The organism is Microbacterium sp. ARD31 (genome assembly GCF_031844425.1).
The window spans coordinates 1-21,327 of sequence record NZ_JAUZVE010000084.1; the positions used below are offsets into that span (position 1 = coordinate 1).

At 65.6% G+C, this 21,327-nt stretch carries 19 protein-coding genes; 11 read left to right on the forward strand and 8 right to left on the reverse strand.

Annotation, left to right across the window (positions count from 1 at the left end; all coding sequences use genetic code 11):
* Positions 1 to 59: 59 nt before the first annotated feature.
* Positions 60 to 1,391, forward strand: a complete 1,332-nt coding sequence (locus Q9S36_RS49265) for an MFS transporter (protein WP_311292049.1) — start codon at positions 60 to 62, stop codon at positions 1,389 to 1,391.
* A gap of 856 nt (positions 1,392 to 2,247) precedes the next feature.
* On the opposite strand, the gene Q9S36_RS49270 is transcribed toward Q9S36_RS49265, so the two are convergent.
* Positions 2,248 to 2,637: a type II toxin-antitoxin system VapC family toxin gene (locus Q9S36_RS49270; RefSeq protein WP_311292050.1), complete on the reverse strand. Its 390-nt coding sequence runs from the start codon at positions 2,635 to 2,637 to the stop codon at positions 2,248 to 2,250.
* Complete coding sequence (locus Q9S36_RS49275) at positions 2,634 to 2,876, reverse strand: AbrB/MazE/SpoVT family DNA-binding domain-containing protein (protein WP_311292051.1); 243 nt, start codon at positions 2,874 to 2,876, stop codon at positions 2,634 to 2,636. The genes Q9S36_RS49270 and Q9S36_RS49275 overlap by 4 nt, the downstream gene beginning before the upstream one ends.
* Positions 2,877 to 3,140: 264 nt before the next feature.
* Here Q9S36_RS49275 and Q9S36_RS49280 point away from each other — a divergent pair, with 264 nt between their 5' ends.
* Positions 3,141 to 3,737: a recombinase family protein gene (locus Q9S36_RS49280; RefSeq protein WP_311292052.1), complete on the forward strand. Its 597-nt coding sequence runs from the start codon at positions 3,141 to 3,143 to the stop codon at positions 3,735 to 3,737.
* Between the two features lie 859 nt (positions 3,738 to 4,596).
* Entirely contained in the window at positions 4,597 to 6,252 is a 1,656-nt protein-coding gene (locus Q9S36_RS49285; protein ID WP_311292053.1) for a type IV secretory system conjugative DNA transfer family protein, read from the forward strand.
* Positions 6,253 to 6,259: 7 nt separating this feature from the next.
* Here the strand turns inward: Q9S36_RS49285 and Q9S36_RS49290 are convergent, their stop codons facing one another.
* Genes Q9S36_RS49290 through Q9S36_RS49300 form a run of 3 tightly spaced genes read right to left on the reverse strand, consistent with a single transcriptional unit; the run spans position 6,260 to position 8,022 of the window.
* Entirely contained in the window at positions 6,260 to 6,820 is a 561-nt protein-coding gene (locus Q9S36_RS49290; protein WP_311292054.1) for a hypothetical protein, read from the reverse strand.
* Positions 6,821 to 6,824: 4 nt separating this feature from the next.
* Positions 6,825 to 7,556 (reverse strand): hypothetical protein, encoded by a 732-nt coding sequence (locus Q9S36_RS49295; RefSeq protein WP_311292055.1) that lies wholly within the window; start codon positions 7,554 to 7,556, stop codon positions 6,825 to 6,827.
* A gap of 4 nt (positions 7,557 to 7,560) precedes the next feature.
* The gene (locus tag Q9S36_RS49300) at positions 7,561 to 8,022 is read right to left on the reverse strand and encodes a hypothetical protein (protein WP_311292056.1); all 462 of its coding nucleotides are present in this window, start codon (positions 8,020 to 8,022) and stop codon (positions 7,561 to 7,563) included.
* Positions 8,023 to 8,246: 224 nt separating this feature from the next.
* Here Q9S36_RS49300 and Q9S36_RS49305 point away from each other — a divergent pair, with 224 nt between their 5' ends.
* From Q9S36_RS49305 to Q9S36_RS49315, 3 genes are all read left to right on the forward strand, one after another.
* The gene (locus Q9S36_RS49305; RefSeq protein WP_311292057.1) at positions 8,247 to 8,549 is read left to right on the forward strand and encodes a hypothetical protein; all 303 of its coding nucleotides are present in this window, start codon (positions 8,247 to 8,249) and stop codon (positions 8,547 to 8,549) included.
* Positions 8,546 to 11,488: a MobF family relaxase gene (gene mobF, locus Q9S36_RS49310; protein WP_311292058.1), complete on the forward strand. Its 2,943-nt coding sequence runs from the start codon at positions 8,546 to 8,548 to the stop codon at positions 11,486 to 11,488. The genes Q9S36_RS49305 and mobF overlap by 4 nt, the downstream gene beginning before the upstream one ends.
* A gap of 252 nt (positions 11,489 to 11,740) precedes the next feature.
* Positions 11,741 to 12,097, forward strand: coding sequence for a hypothetical protein (locus Q9S36_RS49315; protein WP_311292059.1), 357 nt, complete (start codon positions 11,741 to 11,743; stop codon positions 12,095 to 12,097).
* A gap of 261 nt (positions 12,098 to 12,358) precedes the next feature.
* On the opposite strand, the gene Q9S36_RS49320 is transcribed toward Q9S36_RS49315, so the two are convergent.
* Positions 12,359 to 12,931: a sigma-70 family RNA polymerase sigma factor gene (locus Q9S36_RS49320; protein WP_311292060.1), complete on the reverse strand. Its 573-nt coding sequence runs from the start codon at positions 12,929 to 12,931 to the stop codon at positions 12,359 to 12,361.
* 1,649 nt (positions 12,932 to 14,580) lie between these two features.
* Here Q9S36_RS49320 and Q9S36_RS49325 point away from each other — a divergent pair.
* The 3 genes from Q9S36_RS49325 to Q9S36_RS49335 all read left to right on the forward strand — a co-directional run bounded on the left by Q9S36_RS49325 (position 14,581) and on the right by Q9S36_RS49335 (position 16,353).
* Positions 14,581 to 15,240, forward strand: coding sequence for a ParA family protein (locus tag Q9S36_RS49325; protein WP_311292061.1), 660 nt, complete (start codon positions 14,581 to 14,583; stop codon positions 15,238 to 15,240).
* Positions 15,241 to 15,925: 685 nt separating this feature from the next.
* Positions 15,926 to 16,168, forward strand: a complete 243-nt coding sequence (locus Q9S36_RS49330; protein ID WP_311292062.1) for a type II toxin-antitoxin system ParD family antitoxin — start codon at positions 15,926 to 15,928, stop codon at positions 16,166 to 16,168.
* Complete coding sequence (locus Q9S36_RS49335; protein WP_311292063.1) at positions 16,165 to 16,353, forward strand: hypothetical protein; 189 nt, start codon at positions 16,165 to 16,167, stop codon at positions 16,351 to 16,353. The genes Q9S36_RS49330 and Q9S36_RS49335 overlap by 4 nt, the downstream gene beginning before the upstream one ends.
* Before the next feature lie 53 nt (positions 16,354 to 16,406).
* Here Q9S36_RS49335 and istB read toward each other — a convergent pair whose 3' ends face one another.
* Both istB and istA read right to left on the reverse strand, forming a co-directional pair.
* The gene (istB, locus tag Q9S36_RS49340) at positions 16,407 to 17,252 is read right to left on the reverse strand and encodes an IS21-like element ISMdi7 family helper ATPase IstB (protein ID WP_311292064.1); all 846 of its coding nucleotides are present in this window, start codon (positions 17,250 to 17,252) and stop codon (positions 16,407 to 16,409) included.
* Complete coding sequence (gene istA / locus Q9S36_RS49345; protein WP_311292065.1) at positions 17,249 to 18,748, reverse strand: IS21 family transposase; 1,500 nt, start codon at positions 18,746 to 18,748, stop codon at positions 17,249 to 17,251. Before istA ends, istB begins: the two co-directional genes overlap by 4 nt.
* A 692-nt stretch (positions 18,749 to 19,440) precedes the next feature.
* Here istA and Q9S36_RS49350 point away from each other — a divergent pair.
* On the forward strand, positions 19,441 to 20,727 hold the full coding sequence (locus Q9S36_RS49350; RefSeq protein WP_311292066.1) for an efflux RND transporter periplasmic adaptor subunit: 1,287 nt from the start codon (positions 19,441 to 19,443) through the stop codon (positions 20,725 to 20,727).
* Positions 20,728 to 20,741: 14 nt separating this feature from the next.
* Positions 20,742 to 21,327 (forward strand): efflux RND transporter permease subunit (locus Q9S36_RS49355; RefSeq protein WP_311292067.1); only part of this gene is annotated, 586 nt, incomplete at its 3' end.

Consider the following 21,327-nt stretch of genomic DNA (forward strand, 5'->3'; position numbering starts at 1 on the left):
GTCGGCCAAGGCCGCGCTCGCAGAGTTCAAGGCGTTAGCGAAGTACCTCTGAGGCCGAGATGCTGAGCGTCCTCGCGAACCGGACCTATCGGCACCTCTTCGCCGCCCAGGTCATCGCCCTGATCGGCACCGGCCTGCTCACCGTGGCCCTCGGCCTGCTCGCTTATCGGCTGGCCGGCGCCGAGGCTGGCGCCGTGCTCGGCACTGCGCTCGCCATCAAGATGGTGGCCTACGTGCTCGTGGCGCCGGTCGCCAACGCCTTCACGGGGCAGCTGCCGCGGCGCGCCTTCCTGGTGGCGACCGACCTCGTCCGCGCCGGCGTCGCCCTGATCCTCCCCTTCGTCGACCAGGTCTGGCAGGTCTACGTCTTGGTCTTCGTGCTGCAATCGTGCTCGGCGGCCTTCACGCCGACCTTCCAGGCGACCATCCCGGACATCCTCCCGGGGGAGCGCGACTATACCCGAGCGCTGTCGCTCTCGCGGCTCGCCTACGACCTGGAGAACCTGCTCAGCCCGACACTGGCGGCCGTGCTACTCACGGTCATCAACTTTCACTGGCTGTTCGGTGGGACCGTTGTGGGGTTCCTGTGCTCGGCAGCTCTCGTTGTCTCGGTGTCGCTCCCGTCCCCAACACCACCCGAGCGCCGCGCCGGGATCTACGAGCGCCTCACGCGGGGCCTGCGCATCTATCTCGCCACCCCGCGTCTACGCGGGCTACTCGCCCTAAACCTCGCAGTGTCGGCGGCTGGCTCCATGGTTATCGTCAACACCGTGGTGATCGTACAGGCTATCTTGCACCGACCCCAGAACGACGTCGCCGTGGCGCTCGGACTGTTCGGCGGCGGCTCGATGCTGGCTGCGCTTCTGCTGCCGCGGGTTCTTGATCGCCTACCAGACCGCGCCGTGATGATCCCGGCGGCAACGCTGCTCGGAGTAGTGCTGCTCGCCTTCGCCGCCACGACCTGGGGTGGCGTGATCAGCTGGCTGATGCTGCTGGCCACTTGGCTGGTGCTCGGCGTCGGTTACTCGGCCGCTCAGACACCCACGGGTCGCCTTCTCCGGCGCTCCGCCTCTGCCGGCGACCGACCTGCGGTGTTCGCCGCGCAGTTCGCACTCTCGCACGTGGCCTGGCTCCTGACTTATCCGCTGGCCGGCTGGCTCGGCGCGAAGGCCGGCATGCCGGTGACGCTGGCGGTCTTGGGCGTTCTGACCCTGGCGGCCATCGTGGCGGCGGCCCTTCTCTGGCCGGCCATCGATCCGGACGTGGTCGAGCATGTCCATGGCGACCTCGGGCCTGACCATCCGCATCTCGATGCCGGCGGCCATCGACATGCTCATGCCTTCGTCATCGACGACTTGCACCATCGCTGGCCGGCAGGCGGACCAGGGTGAGCCGGGCAGCCCGTCTGCTTCTGATCTACCTCGTACTCCCGCCCAACCCGGCCGGGGCCATCGAGTGTGTCGACTTCCCGCGCATGCACGGCCTGCTTCGGCGCGCAGGCACAGTGTGCCATGGAGCAGTTCAATCCGGATATCGTGGACACGGCCAGGCAGTGCTACGAGCGACTCGGTTCGAAGATCGGTGCGCCGGCGATGCGAGCTGGTTCCGGGGAGTTCGATCAATTGGCATCGGTGCGGGGCCAAGCGGCCGCCTGCTCCTTGATCGAGTGCCTGTTCCCAATGGCCGTGCGCTAGGAAACCAAGGAAGCGCCGTGCGATGGTTTGAGCGGTCGACAAACGATCTGTTCCCGAAATGCGTTAGCTCGACCGCTGATCGTCCGCTTATCAACATCGGTTATCTGGAGCAGCCGTTCTGCTTTCCACCCAGACTGTCTGAAAAACGCTGCGCGAAGCATCTGACTGGCGTACAAATTCCCATTTGACCCACTGAAATATGCGTCACGAAGAAGATTATTCTGCCGTTCCATGATAGGGATTCGTTTTCACACAGCGTCCACCCGATCCACTTGTTCGGAAGCGCATCTCTACGCCGCGAGAGACGCACTCCAGTCCGTCTACTCTCGAAAGCGAAGTCTGCGTCAACCCATAGCTGCGCTACGTCAGGTACCTGATCGTCTTCTCGACGCTCGCGAGGAGCCGCCGCCGAGTTGCCGAAATCGCCCCTGTTTTTGTCGGAGAAACGTGTCGGCTTTTCTATTGCCGGGCAAGCGCCAGTTTGGCACGATCCCGACATGCTCATCGGATACGCCCGCGTCTCAACCCTCGAACTGGTACTTCAGGACGGGTATCAGCGGATCATCTCGACCACCACGCCAGCCTCGTCAGCGATCATCGACCAGCGCCGCTCGGCTGTGAGCGCCGGCAGACCTTCACGTTTGGCCAAGGCCAAACAGTAACGATCCCCGAGCGACAGACCACCCTCAACCGTGAGCGGACGCAGCATGCCGGCCTCGTACGACAGCGCGGCATCGACGGCAGCCCATCGGATCGGCAAGGGACGCAACAGCACCTCGATATCAGCGCGCGCAACCCCGAGCTTGGCGTAGTGGCTGACCACTTCGGCCAGATTGACGGTCGTCATGACAGACCCGTCGAGCCCGGCTTTCACCCGATCCGCTCCCGGCTCAGCTAGCAGTAGGGCGAGCAGCGCGGACGCGTCGAGGACGAAGCCTGTCATTCGGCCTCGGCCTCACGGGCTCGGTCGGCGAGGAAGTCCGCCACGGACGCGCCTGTCTGGTCGCTGACCAGCCTGCGGCTCAGAGCCTGTACCCGAGCGACGACCTGATCGAGCGTCCGAAGCACGATGGCGTCGCCTGTGTCCTCAACGATGACCTCACCCCCGTGACTGAGGCCATGCCGCTTGCGGAGATCGGCCGGCAGGCTCACGCGCCCGTCGGGCATCACTTTGGCTCTCATGGGACGACTCCACTGTCTGCCATGCGAGTGAACATACGCCAAAAGCGCCGGCTCGCGCCAGGATCGGCGGCTGACGTCATCTCCTCGCGATGCTGGATCATTCTGGCCCCGTCGTGCCGCCCGGCCGTGTCCGCAAGGGGATCGATGAACGGACGCTGAGCCGATCCGCTCGCGGAGGCTCGATCCGCCTCTGCGGTTCGCGTCTCAATGGGATGGTACGATAAAAGTTGCGATGAGGGGACCCTGTACGTTACAATCCGATCCATGACGCATGTGTTGATCGGCTACGCCCGCTGCTCGACCGACAAACAAGACCTCGCCGCTCAGCGGCAGGTGCTGCTCCAGCTTGGAGTGACTCCTGAGCGGATCTACACCGACAAAGGCTTCACCGGGACGAACCGAGCCCGTCCCGGCCTGGATCAGGCGCTCGCCGCTGTCCGGAGCGGCGATACTCTGGTGGTGCCCAAACTCGACCGCCTCGCCCGCTCCGTGCCGGACGCGCGTGCGATCGGTGACGCGCTCGCTGCCCGGGGTGTGAAGCTCCAACTCGGTGCCAGCGTGCACGACCCGGTCGACCCGATGGGCAAGCTGTTCTTCAACATCCTGGCGACGTTTGCCGAGTTCGAGGCCGACCTGATCCGGCTGCGCACGCGCGAGGGCATGGCGGTGGCCCGCGCCAAGGGGAAACTACGGGGCAAGAAGCCCAAGCTCTCCGATCGGCAGCAGAGGGAACTGCGCCGGATGTACGATACCGGCGACTACGCGATCAGCGACTTGGCCGAGCTGTTCTCGATCTCGCGGCCGACAGTCTATCGGACCCTGGACCGCCAGCCCGCAACGCCCACTGTCGTGGTGGTCTGAGCTGATACCTCGTCACGATCGACGAGGAAATGCGACCTGTCATGAACTTTTGGTCCAGGGCGATGCAATCCGTTTCTAGACAGTGTTATATAGCAAATAAACTCATTTATATTCTCAATTTAACTGTCGATCGGCTTGCATCATGTTAAATAAACATACTTTAACTTCGTCAGGGCACTCAAAATTAACTGTAATAGTTACCATTATTAATCAGCATGATCAGTTGTACCGAAAATTCACCAAAATTGTCATATCTTATCGGATCTTTTAACGTACCATTCGCAAATACATTTCGTAATTTGTTTCTTTTTATAAGATATGACATCCATCTTACTTGTTGGAGAATATTAATAGAAATGATCACACATCTCAATCCTCCAGGCCAAAATCTACAGATAGCGCACGAGTTTCTGGCAAATCAGAACTTTAGGCTGATCATGTATAAATCGCTTCATGTGTCAAATAACATTTCGCTTGAAGCAATTTATAATTATTTTGCAGCCCAGTATCATTTAACCGATCGTGATGTGATCGCTCACCTTATTGTCAATGAAAATAGCGCCAATGAGATACTCATTTTGAGACGTGTCCAAGGCCAATTATTGGAAGACTCGATCAATGAAAGAGAATGTAATCTATTCCTATCGAACAGAGGATCAATTGATAGAATGATTGCAATAATAATAGGTACGGAACTCAGGGCGTAGCGCCTTCGAGTGTATCAAATTTCATGAATTTCCTAGTTGCGTGCCTATAAAGTTTTTGGTCGCATGCTGGTGAGAATACAGTGATTAAACTGCCGATGGGGCGCTGATCTGCGATGTCTGGGCTCCGCTTTACCGCCGTCGTTCTCACCTGCGTGGCCGGTCTCGTCCTGGGCTTCCCAGCCGCCTTCCTCGCCCGATACGGCTTCGATCCTGGGACGTGGCCAGCCGTCCAGGAGACGGCGATCACTTGGTTCCAGCCGGGCGGTCGAACCGCGATCGAGATGGTTTCCAACGCGCTGGTGCAGGTCGTGCTCACCCCCCTCAAGCTGATGCTCGGTCAGTCCTCCGCCTTCGCTGACCGGGGTACGTCCGAGGGCTTCGCGATCATCGGCGCCACATCCCTCGTGGCCACCGTGATCGCGTTCAGCCGAAGCCTCGAACCCTTACGCCACGCCTCGAAGCGCTTCGGGGATGCCGACTGGGCTACCCCGCGCGCGCGTGCTCGGATGCGCACAGGTCTGGAGATCGGCCTTGATCCCGCTACCCGCCATCCAGTGCGGGTCGAGGTCGAGGGCAACTTGATCACCATCGCCCCGCCACGGCGTGGCAAGACCTCGGGCTTGGTCCTGCCCAACCTCGCCATCCCCGACCATACCGCCTGGAGCGGTCCGGCGGTTGTCGTCGATCCCAAAGGCGACGCTTACCGCGCGGCGGCGCGGCGCAGGACCGCCCTTGGGCGCAGCGTGCGCTGCCTCGATCCTCTCAACCTGGCCGGGGGCGCGGACAGGTGGAACCCGCTGCTGCACAGGCAGGCGGGCGACATCCTCTACCTCCAGTCCATGGCCCAGGCCCTGATGCCGCCCACTGATCACACCAGCGAGGGGGGTGCGTTCTTCCGTGACCGCGCCTCGGTGGTGATCGTGGCCGCCCTGCGCATGGCGATCCGCGACGGCCACCACGACGCCATCGCCGCCGCCGCCCTGGTGCGCGATCCCGAGCGCCTGCTGCACGAGCTGGAGCGGGAACAGGACGCGGTCGCCGCCGACGTGCGCGCGATCCTTACCGGCGACGAGCGCAGCCGCTCCAACATCCTCTCGACCGCGGCGCAAGCCTTCTCATGGGCGCTCGATCCGGTGATGCAGGCTGTGGCGCAAAACCACACCTTCGATCTCGCGGACCTGTGTGCGGGAGAAACCGACCTGTTCGTCGTGCTGCCCGCCGACGACCGTCGCACCATCATCGCACCCTACGTGCGCTGGCTGCTCGCCGACCTGTTCGGCGCGGTCCGCGCCCAGCGCGTGGCCGAGAGACTGCTCGTGATCGTCGACGAGGCGTTCGTACTCGGCGCCTTCGACAGCATCCTATCCGGCGCGGGCGAGCTGCCCGGCTACGGCGTGTCGCTGTGGACGTTCTGGCAGAGCGAGGCGCAACTCACCCGGACCTACGGACAGGACGGCGCGGCCATCCTTCGAAACACCGCCGAGGTGATCCAGTACTTCAACATCTCGCGCGACGACGTCGAAGGGTGCCGGCGCCTGTCGGACGCGCTCGGAACCTACACGGGCGTGGATGAGACCGAGACGCGCGATCCGAAGACCGGGCAGACCACGAAGAGCCGCAGCGCCGTCGCCGCGCCGCTCGTTCCCGCGACAGGGATCCCGGCCCTGACCCAGAACCGTGCGATCGTCTTCCTCAACATGCCGCGCTACACCACCGATCCGCTCAAGCTCGCCAAAACGCGCGCGTTCGACGACCCGCGCTTCACGGGTCTCCTCGATCCGGTACCACCGGTCGGCCCGACGGGATGATCGCGGCTCAGGGCAGAGGCCGCAGATCGGCGGACGAGAGCACGACGGCTACCCGTGTCCCATCGCGGAGGTCGAGCGTCGTGCGCGGGACGCCGTCCCAGCCGTAGCGCACGATCGTCTTGCCGGGTCCGGCTGTGTACGACTCGCTCGCGCCGTTGGCCCGCCCGACGTCGAACTGCACCGCACGCGTGAGAACCATCCAGTGCGCGGTGTTGTGCCAAGCCATGATCGCCCAGGCGAGCGCCAGCGCGGCCGGCACGCTGATCTCGAAAGCGAGCAGAGACGTCATCAACCTCGATGTCCAGACGCGCAGGCGCGCGCGACGTGGCCAGAGCCGTGGCAGGCGCGAGCGGGATCGGGGCAGATGCGGGCGCAGCGAGCGCCGCAGGACGGTACGATGCTCGGGTCTCAGGTCCGCGTCGTCGAGGTGTGCGAAGCGCTCCGTCGGCGGCAGGCGCAGCAGCGTCGCCAGCCGCGCCGCACTCGCCGCGCGATTGTGGGCGGCGCGCGCGTCGGCATCGCGCCGGGCTTGCGCTACCTGCCTGTCGACGACTGGGCCGCGTGCCACGGCCTCAGCCCTCCAGCCAGCGCGCGGCGGGGGCCACCGCCTCCATCACTCCGGCCCGGAACCCGGTCAGGTCCTCCAGGATGCGGCCGGCCTCGCTGAAGCCGAAGCGCTCGCTGAGCGCCGGCTCCGCCGCGGCGAGATCGGCGCCGATGAAGCGGAGGCCGCCCTTCTCCAGAAGTTCGTTGGCACGCTGATCCAGGCTGAGCTTGGCCAGGCGCGAGATGCCGACATCCTTGCCGAACGTGCCCTTGAGCGCCTTGAGATCGAGCGGGTTCTCGACCTCGTTGGCCACGGCGAACAGCGCCGCGGTGAAGGGTCGGGCGAGTTCGATCAGCACCGGCGCGCTGGCCAGCGCCCCCGAGGCGCTGGTCACCGCGACGAGGAGCGCGAAGCTGATCTCGCGCCGGGCATAGCGGGCGCTCGCAGCACGGATCAGCGGCAGGAACGAGGCGGCCGCGTTGGCGCCGATGTCGACGATGGTCGGGCCGGTGGCCGCCGCGATGGCATTGAGGGGAGCGTCGAACTCAGCCCGCGCGGCTTGACCGCCGCTGCGCTCGACCTCCTGGCGGGCGGCGCGAACCGTGAAGAAGGCGAGCCGGTCGTCGAGCTCGACGAGGCGGTGGTCCGACTCGATCTCGATCAGACGGGCGCTCGGCAGACATTCGGCCAGCCCGCGAACGAGCAGCGTCTTGCCGGCGCCGCCCTTGTCTTGGGCCACGAGGAGGATGCGGGGCATGGGACTAGACCTTCTTCAGGATCCGGTTGAGTTCGGCCAGCCCGGCGCGCCGGATGGCTTCGGCGGTCGGATGGGTGGGCGGATCGGCGGGTGCCGGTCCGCGCGGCGGCTCGGGTGCCGGCTCCGGTCGAACGGGGGACACGGGTTCGGCGCCGACGAGGTCTGGCCGATTCCGGACGGCGGCGGCCGCGTCGCGGCGGCGGTCCTGAGCCTCGACTTGGCCGACGATGGCGGTGAGGCGCGTGGCGGTGAGCGGCACGTCGCCTTTCTGGCGCACCCCCTGCTCGGCCATGGCCTGCGCGATCGCCGCCCAGCTCACGCCGGCCACGCGCAACCTGCGGATGGTCGGCAACGCAGCCCGGACGGCGCGGGTGACGCCGGTGGTCTCGCGGCCGACCATGGTGGCGGGTCGGGTGGTCTGGGCCTTCTTGGCGTCGCGCAGGAGGCGCTTGGGATCGAGGGGCATGCCGTTGGCTTACCCGGCGTCCGGTTAAGCGGATCCTTTCTGCCATCGCCTACCAGCGGTGCCAGCGCCTGCCAGTGGAAGTACCGTTAATCTGCCATGATGAAGGGGTATCACACCACACGCACTGAAGTGATACCGCGTTAACCATGGAGGCTCGTGCGCCTCGCCGAGGTGCCCGGAACCTGTCAGCGTCTTAGCCCGCTCCCCGCGCAGCAGGTACGCCGATGTCCGACGAGGTCAAGCTCACCGTCACCCTGGCGGCTCCCCTCGCCCTGCGCCTGAGCGCCGCCGCAACCGAGCGTGGCTGGTCCGCCGAGAGCCTGGCGGCCGAATGCGTCGCTCAACATCTGGAAGTCGCGATCCGCCACCGCGTGTTGATCGAGCGTGCCGAACAGATCGACGCCGCCCTGCTCGACATGGCCCAGGCCGTCGGTGAACTCGGGGCGCCGTCAGGGGGCATTGATCTCACCAAGGTCTGCCGCTTTCGAGCGACCGACGACGATGGCACCGGAGCCCCGGTGGCGTGACCGCCTCGCTGCACCGGCTCGGGGCCGGCCCAGCAGCCGGGCTGTACTATACCAACGATAGCCAGCGCGAGGCGCGCCCGGACCGGCGCGACGAGTACTACGCCAAGGACGGCGATGGGGTGTGGTGGAGCTCCGGCGGGACGGTCGTGCGCCATGGCGCGGCGATCGACGCGGCCTCGTTCCGCGACCTGTGCGCCGGGTATCACCCGGCAACCGGCAAAGCGCTGGTCCGCGGCGCCGGCGCGGGCCACTGGGCCGGTCAGGACTGCACCCTGACACCTGGGAAATCAGTCTCAGTTCTGTGGATGGCGGGCACGCCCGAGCAGCGCGCGGCAATCGAGGCGGCGCATCGTGCCGCGGTCGAGCGGGCGCTCGCCTTCGTAGCGGCGGAGGGGCTGATCACCGTCCGAACCGGTGCGGGCGGCGTCGAACGGCATCGGCCGAGCGATTTGATCATCGGCCGCTTCGATCATTACACCACCCGTGAAGGTGATCCAAATATTCACACGCACTGTGTTTTCATAAATGTCGCTGGAGCGCCGAAAAATACCGGCGCCGGTCGGTACAAATCTCAGACACACTTGACTATCGAGGTTGAGCAACTCTATTCGTACCAGATCTGTGTGGGTGCCGCGTATCGCGCTGCCCTGGCCGAGGACCTGCATCGCCGCTTCGGCCTACGCTACCGAGAGGCCGGGCGCGGGCAGTGGGAGGTCGCCGGCCCGCCCGAGGCGGTGCTGGCGGCCTTCTCCAAACGCTCCGAGCAGATCCTGGACTACGCCGGGGCCGGCGCCACCAGCGCCCAGCGCGAGATCGCCGCGCTCGCCACGCGCCGCGGCAAGCACGAGCTGCCGACCGGTCCCGAGCTGGAGGCACGGTGGCGCGAGGAGCTCGCCGTCTGCGCGCTCGATCTCTGGGTGGCTGCGCGCCATCCCGAGCTCGACCCCGCTCTCGCGAGAGCCGCCGCGCGTGAGGCGGAACGCGACGCCCCGTTCGACCCGCCCGAGATCCCCGGCGACGGCCCGGTGGCGCGCGCCGCCTCGGCCCTGTTCCGGCACGAGAGCGTCGTGACGCGCAAGGATCTGCTCCAGCGCGCCCTGGAGATCGCGGGGGTGCAGGGCCTTGGGGTCGGAGTGGTCGAGGCGGAGCTCGCCAGCCTGGAGCGGGACGGCACGCTGCTGCCGCTGGCGGCCGCCGAGATGGTGCCGGGCGCCAACGCGTGCTGGACGAGCCCGGGCATCGCCGCGAGCGAGGCAGCGATGCTGCGCGCCGCCGACCGACTCCTGGAGCGAACCTGGATCACCCCCGAGGCGGTGGCGACGGCCCTGGCCCAGGACGACCGCCTCAGCCCGGAGCAAGCCGACGCCGTTGGCCACGCCGCCGGCCCGGATGGGGTGGCACTGCTCCAGGCCGGTGCCGGCACCGGCAAGACCACCACGGCCGCGGTCCTTGTCGCCGCCGCGCATAACTCTGGGTTACGGGTTATAGGCCTGGCGCCATCCTGGGTCGCGGCAGATGAACTCGCCCGCTCCACCGGGATCCCGGCACAGGCGATCGCGCGCTGGCGCCACGACCGCGCCCGGGCGACGCGGTCGGAGGCCGAGCGCCACGCCGACGTTGCCGCGCTCGACCGCGACACACTGGTGCTGGTCGACGAGGCGGGTATGGTCGGCAGCCGTGACCTGGAGGCGGTGCTGAGCGCCGCGCAGATCGCGGGAGCGAAGGTGGTGCTGATCGGCGATCGCCGGCAGTTGGCCTCGGTCGCGGGTGCGAGCGCGCTGCGGGCTGTGGCCGAGGTGGTCGGGCGCTCGGCCGCGCTCGGCGAGGTCCGCCGGCAGACGGTGGACTGGCAACGCGCCGCCTCGGTGGTGATGGCGCGCGGCGACGCCGAGGCGGGCCTGCGCGCCTACGCGGCCGAGCATCAGGTCGAGCTGGTCTCAGGGATCGAGGCTGCGCGCGGGCGGGTGATCACAGCGTGGACCGAGCAGCGCGCCCGCCACGGGGGCGATGTGCTCATCGTCACCCGACGCAACGCCGACGCGGCGGCGCTGAACGCTCGGGCGCGGGCGATGCTTAGGGCCGAGGGCCAGCTCGGACCCGACCTGATCACCCCGCCGGCGCGCGACCGCGAAGACCAGATCGTGCCGCTCGCGCTCGCGGTCGGCGATCACCTCCGGTTCGGCGAGAGCCTCTCCCATCTCAAGCTCCGCAACGGCTCCCGCGCCCGGGTCGAGGCCATCGTCGCGGAACCGGACGGCGGTGCGCGCCTGCGCCTGGCGCTGGAGGACGACAGGGTCATCGAGGTGGCATGGGACGAACTGCGGCGGGTCCCGCGGTTCGGCCGCCGACCCGTCCATCCAAAGGTTGTCCACGCCTACGCCGGAACAACTTACGCGGCCCAGGGTCGGACATGTTCCGCAGCGGTGATGTATCTCGGGTCCAGCACCGACGCGCGCGAAATCTACGTCGGGCTGACCCGGCACCGGCACGAGGCCCGGGTTGTGGTCGAGCGCGACCGGCTCGACGCCCTGTGCCGTCAGCGCCAGGCGGATCCGCGGATGCCGGCCACCGACACGATGGTCCTGGAGCGGCTGTTCCGGGAGGCGCGGAGCTACCACGAGAAGGCCAACGTGATCGACTACGCGGCCGATCGGGTCGCGTTCGTACGCGATGGGCTACTCAGGCTGCCCGAGCGCGTCGCCCCGGGGATCGATGTCGGCCGGGCGGTGCGCGCGGCGCGGGCTCTGCGCGAGGCGGCGGCGTGGCTCGGGGTCGAACACATGATCGTGCCGGCCTGGCGGCTGGTCGACGCCTACGGGCGCCGGCTGAGCCGTGCGCCGGCCCCGGCTGTCCGCAGCCTGGTCGTACAGCTCGCGCGCCGTCTCGGCCGCCCCGATCCGGAACACGGTCGCGGGCGCGGGCACGGTATCGAGCGGTGAGACATGTGCTTGCCACGCGAGTGAGTGCCCCATACGCAGACGGATACACCCACCTGCGGTATCGACTTGACCTTTCCTGTTACTCACCAGCCGATCCTTTCGAACGGCACCACCCACAAGCTTCATCATCTTCAGCCGTTCAAGGTCACGCTCGCGGATCAAATTGCACCGGGACAAGATCTTATAGTGCGCGTGTCTTTTCATTCGCACGCCTACAGCCAAGCTCACGACAGGAGCCCTACTGTCGAGGCAGTGTTCCTCGATGAGGGTGGTAAATCCCGGGTTTTTTGCCCAATAAGGTACAAAGCGTGTCTCTCGCTTCACACGCTATGTACTCAGTTTCTTTTGAACAATGGCCTCACCTTCGAGTCTAAGGATAGGAACCAGAGGAATCACCTTACCATCGCCGGAGACCCCACGACAGATGGGGTGAAATACCACGTCTACTACGAGCTTATGCCCTCCAAGACGGCAGGCGTGAACGTCGAGTTTGTCGTCAAGTCAGCCTACGATAAGGAGTACGTGGCAGCCCACCACAAGCGGCGCGAGCACGTGAAGAGGTTCCTACGACAGTGCCATTTCAAGCAGGAGAGGGTGCCCAAGTCATAAAAAAGGCCCCTATCCGGAGCCTTGATTATCGCCTGAAGGCGGTGCGAGTGCCCCTTACCGTGGTATTCCGGCCAGCGCGGGCGGGCATGTGATAGCGACCCCTGCGGGGAAGCCTCGCTGTCTATCACTGAGCGTAAATCTAATAGTTCGACTCGAGGAGTCAAGGGATTGGCTCGTGCGGCGCAGTCAATCTGATCAATCGGCGCCACACCAGCCCAGAGTGGAGTGCCTGATTGTGCCGGTGTGGCGCTTGGTCGACGTCTACGGACACCGCCTGACCCGCGCTCCGGGCTCGGCGCGCGCACGCTGGCCACGCAGCTCGCTTACCGCCTGAGCCGCCCTAATCCGAGGCGTGATCGCGGCAGCCCGGTCGAGACCGGCTTGCAGGTCCTGGAGGTCGAGGCGCCCGGTCTGATCGGGTGGGGAGACCAGGCGCGCGGCGTGGGTCCCCGCATCGTCCTGGACCTCACGGTGTTTGCGGCAGTCGGTGTAATACTGATTGCGCAGGATGGTGAAGGTCCAGGCCTTGAAGTTCGTGCCGGGCTCGAAGCGCGCCCGGTTCCGCCAGGCCCGCAATAGGGTCTCCTGCACCAGATCGTCGACCGCGGTTGCGTCGCGTGCCAGCGACAGGGCGAACCGGCGTAGGGCTGGGATGACCGCCATGAGCAGCCCCTGAAACGCGGCGTCATCGCCGCTGCGCGCGTCGCCAAGGGCCGCATCGAGCTTGACCAGGAGATCAGTGAACTGGTCCGCGGTGCTCCGCCCGGCCTGATCCTGCGCGTAGACGGCCGCTAGCAGGGACCCGAGATGTCTCCGGATCAGCTCGGAGAGCATGGGCTCGGACTCACCCGGACCATCGTCAGGGGGCTCTGGCGGCTCCGCCGCTTGCGTATTCATCGGCAGAGCCACGTCGAATCGCGCATCATCATCCGAGCGTCGTCCGTTCGATAGATCGGCCGCCTGCATACCCTCATGGCATAGCTCGGTCCGTGCGACCAACCACTCGGATTCTCGTGCGGTCTGATCGGTCGAGGTCGCCCGCTGCCCTCCGGCAGCTCTTCGACGGTGCCGTTTTCCTCGATTCTGACAGAACGAGTATCTCAGTAGGCGTGCGCTGCGCGGATTTGCACCCTCCCCCTTGAGCCGATGAGGGACGCCTGTCCCCAGAACCGAAGGGGTCAACGACCGGCTTCCGCGCCAGCCGGAGCCAAGCGGTCCACTCAGGCGAGACGATCCGGACGATGTTCGTGTCGTTGCGGAAGCCCGTGACCCGGCGCTCCTCGACCGTGAGAAGCCCGAGCTTCACGGCCTCGCGGATGGCGTTGCGCACCGTGGTCTCAGCCACGCCGACGATCGCCGCGAGGTGACCCACTGCTAGGCGACAATCCTTTCGACGGACGGTCTCGGCGGCCACGAGGGCGAGGACTGCTTGCTCGGCTAGCGTGAACCGGGCCGCTAACCCCGGTGGGAGCCGCCCCGAGGCGGCCCAGCGGCGGCGACGCTCCAGCGAGGCACCCGTGCGCGGGCGCGAGCCGACGGCCTTCCTGGCCTCACTCCGGCGTTCCTGAGGCGATGTCACCTCTAAAACTACGGTTCCCGTTGGGTTCGAGCTCTGTCTAGCTCGCAAGCCAGCATTTGTAGGACTGCGCACCCCAATCAGTGCGGACAGGGCTTCTGCCTCGGCCTCCGAGACCTTCCCATCCCCGTAGGCGCGCCACAGCGCTGCCGTGACCTGCGGCAGGGTGATTCGGTCGGCCGCCTCGATCGCGCGGCGGATCTCGTCTGCAAACATGGTCCTCGGCCCTGTGAAAGGGCCGCAACAGGTCGTTCCGGGCCGCCGCAGGGGCGTCCGGTCCACAAGGCAAAGCCTCATCGTCGCGGGAATTGGCGTTCCCGCTTGACGCCACGGGGCGTCTCATGGCTTGTGAGGGGAAGCTACTCGGCCCTCACAGGCCCTTTGTGATTTCGACGGCCCTCCAGTTTGGCGACTGGGGGGCCGTTGGCTTTTCAGGGGTCGACTTGCGGCGGCGTGGTCTCCTGATGGTCCCGGCGACTCGCGTGAGGCGCGCGCCAGCCGGACATGGCATGTCGACCGGGTGGCACGGTTAAGTCAACGCCGAGGAGATCGTCAGCGCTCGATCTTGCTGCGGCCCTCAGGCGCCGCTCCTATGCCAGCATGATCCGATCTGAGCTTGTCATCCGCATCGCGCAGCAGAGCCAGCCCCCTCACGAGCGTGAGGTCGAGGTGCTGGTGTGAGCAAACCTTGACCGCATCTTCGAGACCCTCGTGGAGGGGGAGTGGATAGAGCTACACGGCTTCGGCGCCTTTGATTTCTGGCGGAAGGATGCCTGTAGCGCTAGCAACCCAATGATATGTGGGCACTCCAGTACCAAACCGACAAACATGTTTGGCATGATATCTGTTTGACGTCATACCGACATCCTGATCAAGTAGTTGGCAGCCATACTTGGGAGAGTCGGGGATGAAAATTGTGGCGATGGCTGCGCGTAAGGGAGGTTGCGGGAAATCGACCCTCACCACACACTTGGCAGTGGCCGCGATCCAGGACAGCAAGCGCGTCGCGATCGTGGACCTGGACCCTCAGGCAACCGTCGCCGAATGGGCGGACGAACGCGGCGATGATCCGCCGGATGTGATCTCCAGCCAGCCAGCGCGCCTGAGCAAGCTTCTGGAGTCCATGCGTGGAGCCTATGATCTCGTCCTAATCGACACTCCACCCACGACCGGCGAGGCCGACCGCATGGCAATCGGGGCCGCCGATCTCGTCCTAGTCCCGACACGCATCCAGACGAGCGATATTGCAGCGGTCCTGCGCTCAATCGACAAGGCGTCGGCTCAGGAGAAGCCCACGTTCGTCGTCTTCAATGACGAAGCTCCAAGCCGCCGGAAAACGGTCGCCGAAGAAACCCGCTCCGTCCTCGCCCAGCGTGGGATAGAGGTCGCGCCTCAGGTAATCCACTCCAGGATCATCTACGGCGAGAGCCAGGATGCGTCCAAGACCGCCCTTGAGGTTGACCCCAAAAGCGTTGCCGCGGACGAAATCCGAGCTCTTTACGGCTGGCTTACCAAACTGCTAAACCAGCAAACTAACAAACCACACAACCGACAAGTCACGGGATGATCCATGGGGCGAATGAGAGAGAGTGACATTGGGCGCAGTCTCAGCAGGCGGCTCGACGCTAAGGTGGAGACGCTGCCCGAGGCCCCCGCATCGGTTCAATCCCCGGCTTTAGCCGCTCCGGCCGAGCCCCAGGCGGCGCCCAGGAAACCCCGCGTCCGTGACGGCATGCACTACGTTGGGTGCCATGTGCCCGAAGATATATGGGAGCGGTTGAGAGTCGTCGCGTTCGAGACCCGCAAAGAGAAGCAGGTCCTGATGCGCGAAGGGTTGGAGATCATCCTGAAAAAGTACGGCGGGTAGGATTGTTTAACGCCTTCTCTCCGCCGGTTAATAGCCAAGCTGCCATGGCGGCAAACCGGCAAACCGCAACATGGGGCATGGCCACAATATCAAACCGCCATACTACCAGCAGGTGATGCCACCAAACTGCCATACCACCAATACGCCATACCGACAAACTGGCAGCATTTAGAGGGGAAAAAGGTCCACCTTTCTCCCGCCCGTCACGGCATCCTGCCCGCTCGAAAAGGACCGTTTTTGCGCGGCTTTTCATGGAGCGGCTAACCCCTTGCGCTGATTAAGGCCGGGTCGCGCGAAAACGTGAGCGTAAAATTGCAGACATCTTTTGACGAAGTTTGCCAATCCTTGCCATGATAGGGGGTAGGAGGTGCCTACCATGGCGACCATGAACGTATCGCTCCCTGATCCGATGAAGGATTGGGTCGAGGCCCAGGCCGGCACCGGCCGCTATGCGAATGCGAGCGACTATGTGCGCGACCTGATCCGCCGCGATCAGGACCGATTGGCCAAAATCGCCGAACTGCAACGGCTGGTCGATGAAGGACTGGCGAGCGGCATTAGTACCCGAACCCCAGATGAAATTCGTCAGCTCGGCCGCGATCGGCTGGCGGCCGTGCAGGCCAAATGATCTTCCGCACCTCACCGCAGGCGGATGACGACATAGCCTATGCCTACGTGGAAAGCGCGGCCCGCTTCGGTGTGGGCCAGGCCGAGCGCTATCAGGACGGGCTGTTTGCCGCCTTTGTAAAGGGCGGACCAATTTTAGGCCGCCGTGGCGGAGTAAAACCAGGCCACGGACTGCGGACAGCCTGAACGATGAAGGGGCCCGATCGGGCCTCTTCATCGTTTGTCGCGGATCGTGAGGCTCAGGCTGGCCGGATCTCGCCCGTCGCGGGATCAGGGTCATCAAGGGTGGCCTGGTTTTGCTCCGCCCTGCCATCTGTGCGGCCCCGCCGGCTGCGGGAGGATCTGAGGCGGTAGCTGTCTCCGTTCAGGCTCAGGATGCTGACGTGATGGGTCAGCCGATCCAGCAGCGCACCGGTCAGCCGCTCCGAGCCCAGGACCGAGGTCCAGTCCTCGAACGGAAGGTTCGAGGTCACCACCGTCGAGCCGCGCTCGTAGCGCTGGGACAGGACCTCGAACAAAAGCTCGGCCCCCGTCGGCGACAGCGGCACGTAGCCGAGTTCATCGACAATCAGCAACTTCACCGCGGCCAGCTCCCTCTGAAGCCGGAGCAGGCGGCGCTCGTCGCGTGCCTCCAGGAGCTGGTTGACCAGAGAGGCCGCGGTGGTGAACGCGACCGAGAAGCCCTTCTGGCAAGCTGCCAGGCCGAGAGCCAGGGCGATGTGCGTCTTGCCGGTGCCGGAGTTGCCGAGCGCGATGACGTTCTCCCGACCGAGGACGTAGCCGCAGCGCGCCAGCTCCAGCACGAGCATCTTGTTCAGGCTCGGGATGGCGGCGAAGTCGAAGGTGTCGAGGCTCTTCACCGCCGGGAAGCGTGCCGCCCGGATCCGGCGCTCGACCATGCGCCGTTCGCGGTCGATCAGTTCCAGCTCAACCAGCCGCAGCAGATAGCGGGGGTGGTCGAGGCCGCTCCGGGCGCAGTCCCGGGCGACCTTGTCGTACTCGCGCAGGACCGTCGGCAACTTCAACTGCTTGAGGTGATGGGCGAGCAGGACGCCCGGTGTCGTCTCATCGCCGCTCACGCTCATGCCGCCACCTCCGGCACCAGCACCGTGTAGTCGGCGGCCATCGTCGCGCGCACCGCAGGCCGGGGCAGATGCGGGTAGGCCGACAAGTCGAGCCGAGGCGGCCGCCGTTCGAGACGGGCCAGCGCGATCAACTTGACCGCATCGAAGCCAATCGCCCCGAGCCGGATCGCCTCGGTGACGGCCCAGGCCACGAGGTCCTTCGGCATCGCCTCCATCAGGCGCAGCACCTGGATGAACTCGCGCTTGCCGCGGTTGCCCATGCGCGCCTCCAGAAGGTGGCGCAGGTGCTGGAACGCCTCGGGCAGATCCCAGCCCTGGAGTGCCGCGGCTTGGTCGAGAGCGTTCGGTTTGATCTCGATCAGCGCGAGGTAATGCAGCGGGTCGGACACGAACACGCCGGTGCCGTAGCTGCGCTCATGCCGGGCGATCTCGACCCCCGCACACAGGATCACGACCTCCTCGACGAAGCCCTTCACCAGCACGTCCCGGAAGCCGTAGGCGGTCGGCACCGAGTAGTCGTTGCCGCGATAGCGCACCAGCGCGGTCGAGGAGACCCGCCCACCCCGCTTCTCGCACGGCTCCAGCGGGACCGCCGGCAGGGCTCGCAGAACCACTCGATCGGCCATGAGCCGCGTTCCGATGCTCTCGGGATGCCGCCCGGCGCACTCGTTCTGCCGAGCTCGGCAGCGGCGCTCCAGGTCAGCGTTCAGCGCCTCGAACGAGGCCGCCTCCGGAGCCGGGGTCATGAAGTGGGACCGGGCGAACTTGACCAGCCCCTCGACCTTGCCCTTGTCGTTGCCCCTGCCGGGACGTCCGAAGCGATCTCGGAACAGGTAGTGGCTAACCAGCTCGGTGAAGGCACGGGTACGTTCGCGCTGGCCTCCGCCGCAGATCTTGGCCACCGCGATCCTGGTGTTGTCGTAGAGAATCGACAGCGGCACGCCGGCGAAGAAATCGAAGGCGGCGACGTGCCCGTCGAGGAACGCCTCGGTGGTCTCCCGCGGATACGCCTTCACGAAGCAGGCGTCGGAATGCGGCAGGTCCATGCAGAAGAAGTGGATCTTCCGGCGCACGCCGCCGATGGTGGCGATCGCTTCGCCGAAGTCGACCTGCGCGTGGCCGGGTGGGTGCGCCAACGGCACGAAGGTCTCCCTCCCGCTCGCGCGTGCGATCCGGACGTGGTCCTTCACCACCGTGTAGCCGCCGCCATAGCCGTGCTCGTCGCGCAGACGCTCGAAAATCCGCTTGGCCGTGTGACGCTGCTTGACGGGTGCGATCCGGTCCGCCTCCAGGATCGCATCGATCACCGGCAGCAGCGGCCCCAGCTTCGGCTTCTCGATCGGCTTCGAGCGCGTGTAGCCCGGCGGCAGCGAGAACCGGCACATCTTGGCAATCGTCTCGCGATTGAGCCCAAATACCCGGGCTGCCTCACGCCGGGACTGGCCCTCGATGAACACGAACTGCCGAACGGCTGCGTAGACTTCCACGACGAACATCCTCGGCTCCTCTCGAAAGAGAAGCCTCTCCACTGGCCGGCTTTTACACCGCCCGCATCAGCACAAAGCCGACGCTCCAGTGGATGGTTTTGTCACCGCCCTACACACTCGAAGAGAGGGCTTTAGTCTGCCCGAAGAGCCACACCTTGTGCTTGATTGCGGTTGATCGTAGATGAGGACTGTGGTGGACGATGTGCAACATCGGTGGACGAGCGGATTGGCGCGTATTTCGCGCGCTGCAGCTGCATGCCTGGTCGCCCTCGCGCTCGCATTCTCCGTCGTGGCCCCGACGTCTTCCGCGTTCGCGAACCACACCCAGAGCGATGTCCTGCCAGCTCTCTCGTCACCTTCTGCTCCAGGCGAAGTGGATTCAGGCGAGCCGGCAGATTGGGGCACCTTGCTCCACGTCCACTGCGGTTGTCATCAGGTGATGCGGGCGGAGTCGGTCACGTTCGAGCCGGCCCGGATGGCTGACAGGATTACCTATCCCGTCACGGTCGAGCCACTCACCTCGCGCTCTGCCTCACCCCTTCGCAGACCGCCCCAGGCCTGACCCTGTACCGCCGCTGAGGTGGGTCGTCGCCGCTCGCGCCTTCTCCCGGTGTTGAGTGTTGGGTCATGTGGGACTTGGTGTCGATCGGCCGCGCTCTTTTGCGCAGCCGGCGGCCAAAGGCCCAGTCGAGGTCAGCGTCATGCGTGCCTTTCTCATTCTGGTTGTTCTTGCGGTCGGTGTCGCGATCGGCGGCGCCGTGCCGCGCGTGTCTCAGGTCATCCAGGGCGCTTTGGCGGCGACGGGCCTGATGAAGACGGAGGCTGCGCCGGAAAGCCAGGCGGAGCCACCGAAGGCCGAAGCGAACAAACCCGCAAGCGAGAACCCGGCGGAGCATGCCGCCGAGGGCCTGATCAAGATGCTGGCGGAGCAGGCCGCTGAGCAGGAGATCACGACCGCACCAGTTCAGGGCGGCACACTCTCCCGGCACTTGGTGGCCCCCGGCACGATCACGCCGGATACCGACCGGATAGCGCGCGTGCCGGCCCGGGTTGTCGGCACCGTGGCCGAGATGCTCAAGCGCCTCGGCGATCCCGTGAAGAAGGGCGAGGTCGTCGCCGTCCTCGACAGCCGCGAGGTGGCGGAGGCCAAGAGCGAGTACCTGACCGCCTCAGTTAACACCGAGTTGCAGAAGACCAACTACGACCGCCAGCAGGCGCTCTGGGACAAGCGGATCTCGTCGGAGGCCACCTTCCTTCAGGCGCGTGCGACCTATTCCGAGACGCAACTGCGCCTGAACCTAGCCCGGCAGAAGCTCTCGGCCCTTGGCCTCAATGCGGACGAGGTGGTGACGGCGGCCAAGAAGGACGAGACCACGCCGAACCAGTCGAGCCTGCGCCGGTACGAGTTGCGCTCGCCGCTGACCGGGCGCGTAGTCGAGCGCAAGGTCGATGTCGGTACGGCCGTCGGCAAGGAGGGCGACCCGGCCGACCTCTACATGGTTGCCGACCTCTCGACCGTCTGGGTCGAGCTCGCCGTACCCACGACGGATCTCGCCAAGGTCAAAGAGGGAGCGGAGGTTCTGATTGCCGCCCGGGACGAGGATGCGGGCCAGCGGGCGAAGGGCAAGATCATCTTCGTCAGCCCACTCCTGAACGCCGAGACGCGCTCGGCCCGCGTGATCGCCGCTCTGCCGAACCAGGATTTCAGCTGGCGGCCGGGCACCTTCGTCACGACGGAGATCCAGGTCGGGCAGGATGCAGTGAAGGTTCTGGTGCCGCGGGATGCACTGCAGACCATAGGCGGCGAGAAGGTCGCCTTTGTGCGCACGCCCGAGGGCTTCGAGCGCCGTGATGTCAAGACCGGCAAGGCAGATGATGCATCCGTCGAAATCGTCTCCGGCTTGGCACCGGGCGATGAGATCGCCGTCGGCAACACGTTCCTCCTCAAGGCTGAGCTCGGCAAGGGCGAAGCCGAGCACCACGACTGAACGGAACTCCGATCATGATCAGTCGCATCCTCGACTTCTCTGTCCACCAGCGCTGGCTCGTGGTGCTCCTGTCACTGCTGGCCGCGGGCTTTGGCGTCTTCTCACTGACCAAGCTGCCCATCGACGCGGTGCCGGACATCACCAACAATCAGGTCCAAATCAACACGGTCGCACCGTCCTACTCGCCGGTCGATATCGAGAAGCAGGTCACCTACCCGGTCGAGACGGCGCTCGCCGGCATCAAGGGGCTTGAGTACACGCGCTCGATGTCGCGCAACGGCTTCTCGCAAGTCACGGCCGTCTTCGCGGAAAAACTCGACATCTACTTTGCCCGCCAGCAGGTCGCTGAGCGCCTCAACCAGGTGAAGAGCGATCTGCCACCCGGAGCCGAGCCGCAGATGGGGCCGGTCTCCACGGGCCTGGGCGAGGTCTACATGTGGACCGTGAATTACAAGAAGCCGGGCGAGGGTGCGCCCGTTGCGGACGGCAAGCCCGGCTGGCAATCCGACGGCAGCTACCTGACGCCGGAGGGGCAGCGGCTCACGACCGAACTGGAGCGGTCCGCGTACCTGCGCACGGTGCAGGACTGGATCATCCGTC

Coding starts and splice junctions, on each gene's coding strand:
- Q9S36_RS49265 (WP_311292049.1), top strand. CDS start 60: ATGCTGAGCGTCCTCGCGAACCGGACCTATCGGCACCTCTTCGCCGCC.
- Q9S36_RS49270 (WP_311292050.1), bottom strand. CDS start 2,637: ATGACAGGCTTCGTCCTCGACGCGTCCGCGCTGCTCGCCCTACTGCTA.
- Q9S36_RS49275 (WP_311292051.1), bottom strand. CDS start 2,876: ATGAGAGCCAAAGTGATGCCCGACGGGCGCGTGAGCCTGCCGGCCGAT.
- Q9S36_RS49280 (WP_311292052.1), top strand. CDS start 3,141: ATGACGCATGTGTTGATCGGCTACGCCCGCTGCTCGACCGACAAACAA.
- Q9S36_RS49295 (WP_311292055.1), bottom strand. CDS start 7,556: ATGCCCCGCATCCTCCTCGTGGCCCAAGACAAGGGCGGCGCCGGCAAG.
- Q9S36_RS49300 (WP_311292056.1), bottom strand. CDS start 8,022: ATGCCCCTCGATCCCAAGCGCCTCCTGCGCGACGCCAAGAAGGCCCAG.
- Q9S36_RS49305 (WP_311292057.1), top strand. CDS start 8,247: ATGTCCGACGAGGTCAAGCTCACCGTCACCCTGGCGGCTCCCCTCGCC.
- Q9S36_RS49320 (WP_311292060.1), bottom strand. CDS start 12,931: ATGCTCTCCGAGCTGATCCGGAGACATCTCGGGTCCCTGCTAGCGGCC.
- Q9S36_RS49325 (WP_311292061.1), top strand. CDS start 14,581: ATGAAAATTGTGGCGATGGCTGCGCGTAAGGGAGGTTGCGGGAAATCG.
- Q9S36_RS49330 (WP_311292062.1), top strand. CDS start 15,926: ATGAACGTATCGCTCCCTGATCCGATGAAGGATTGGGTCGAGGCCCAG.
- Q9S36_RS49335 (WP_311292063.1), top strand. CDS start 16,165: ATGATCTTCCGCACCTCACCGCAGGCGGATGACGACATAGCCTATGCC.
- istB (WP_311292064.1), bottom strand. CDS start 17,252: ATGAGCGTGAGCGGCGATGAGACGACACCGGGCGTCCTGCTCGCCCAT.
- istA (WP_311292065.1), bottom strand. CDS start 18,748: ATGTTCGTCGTGGAAGTCTACGCAGCCGTTCGGCAGTTCGTGTTCATC.
- Q9S36_RS49350 (WP_311292066.1), top strand. CDS start 19,441: ATGCGTGCCTTTCTCATTCTGGTTGTTCTTGCGGTCGGTGTCGCGATC.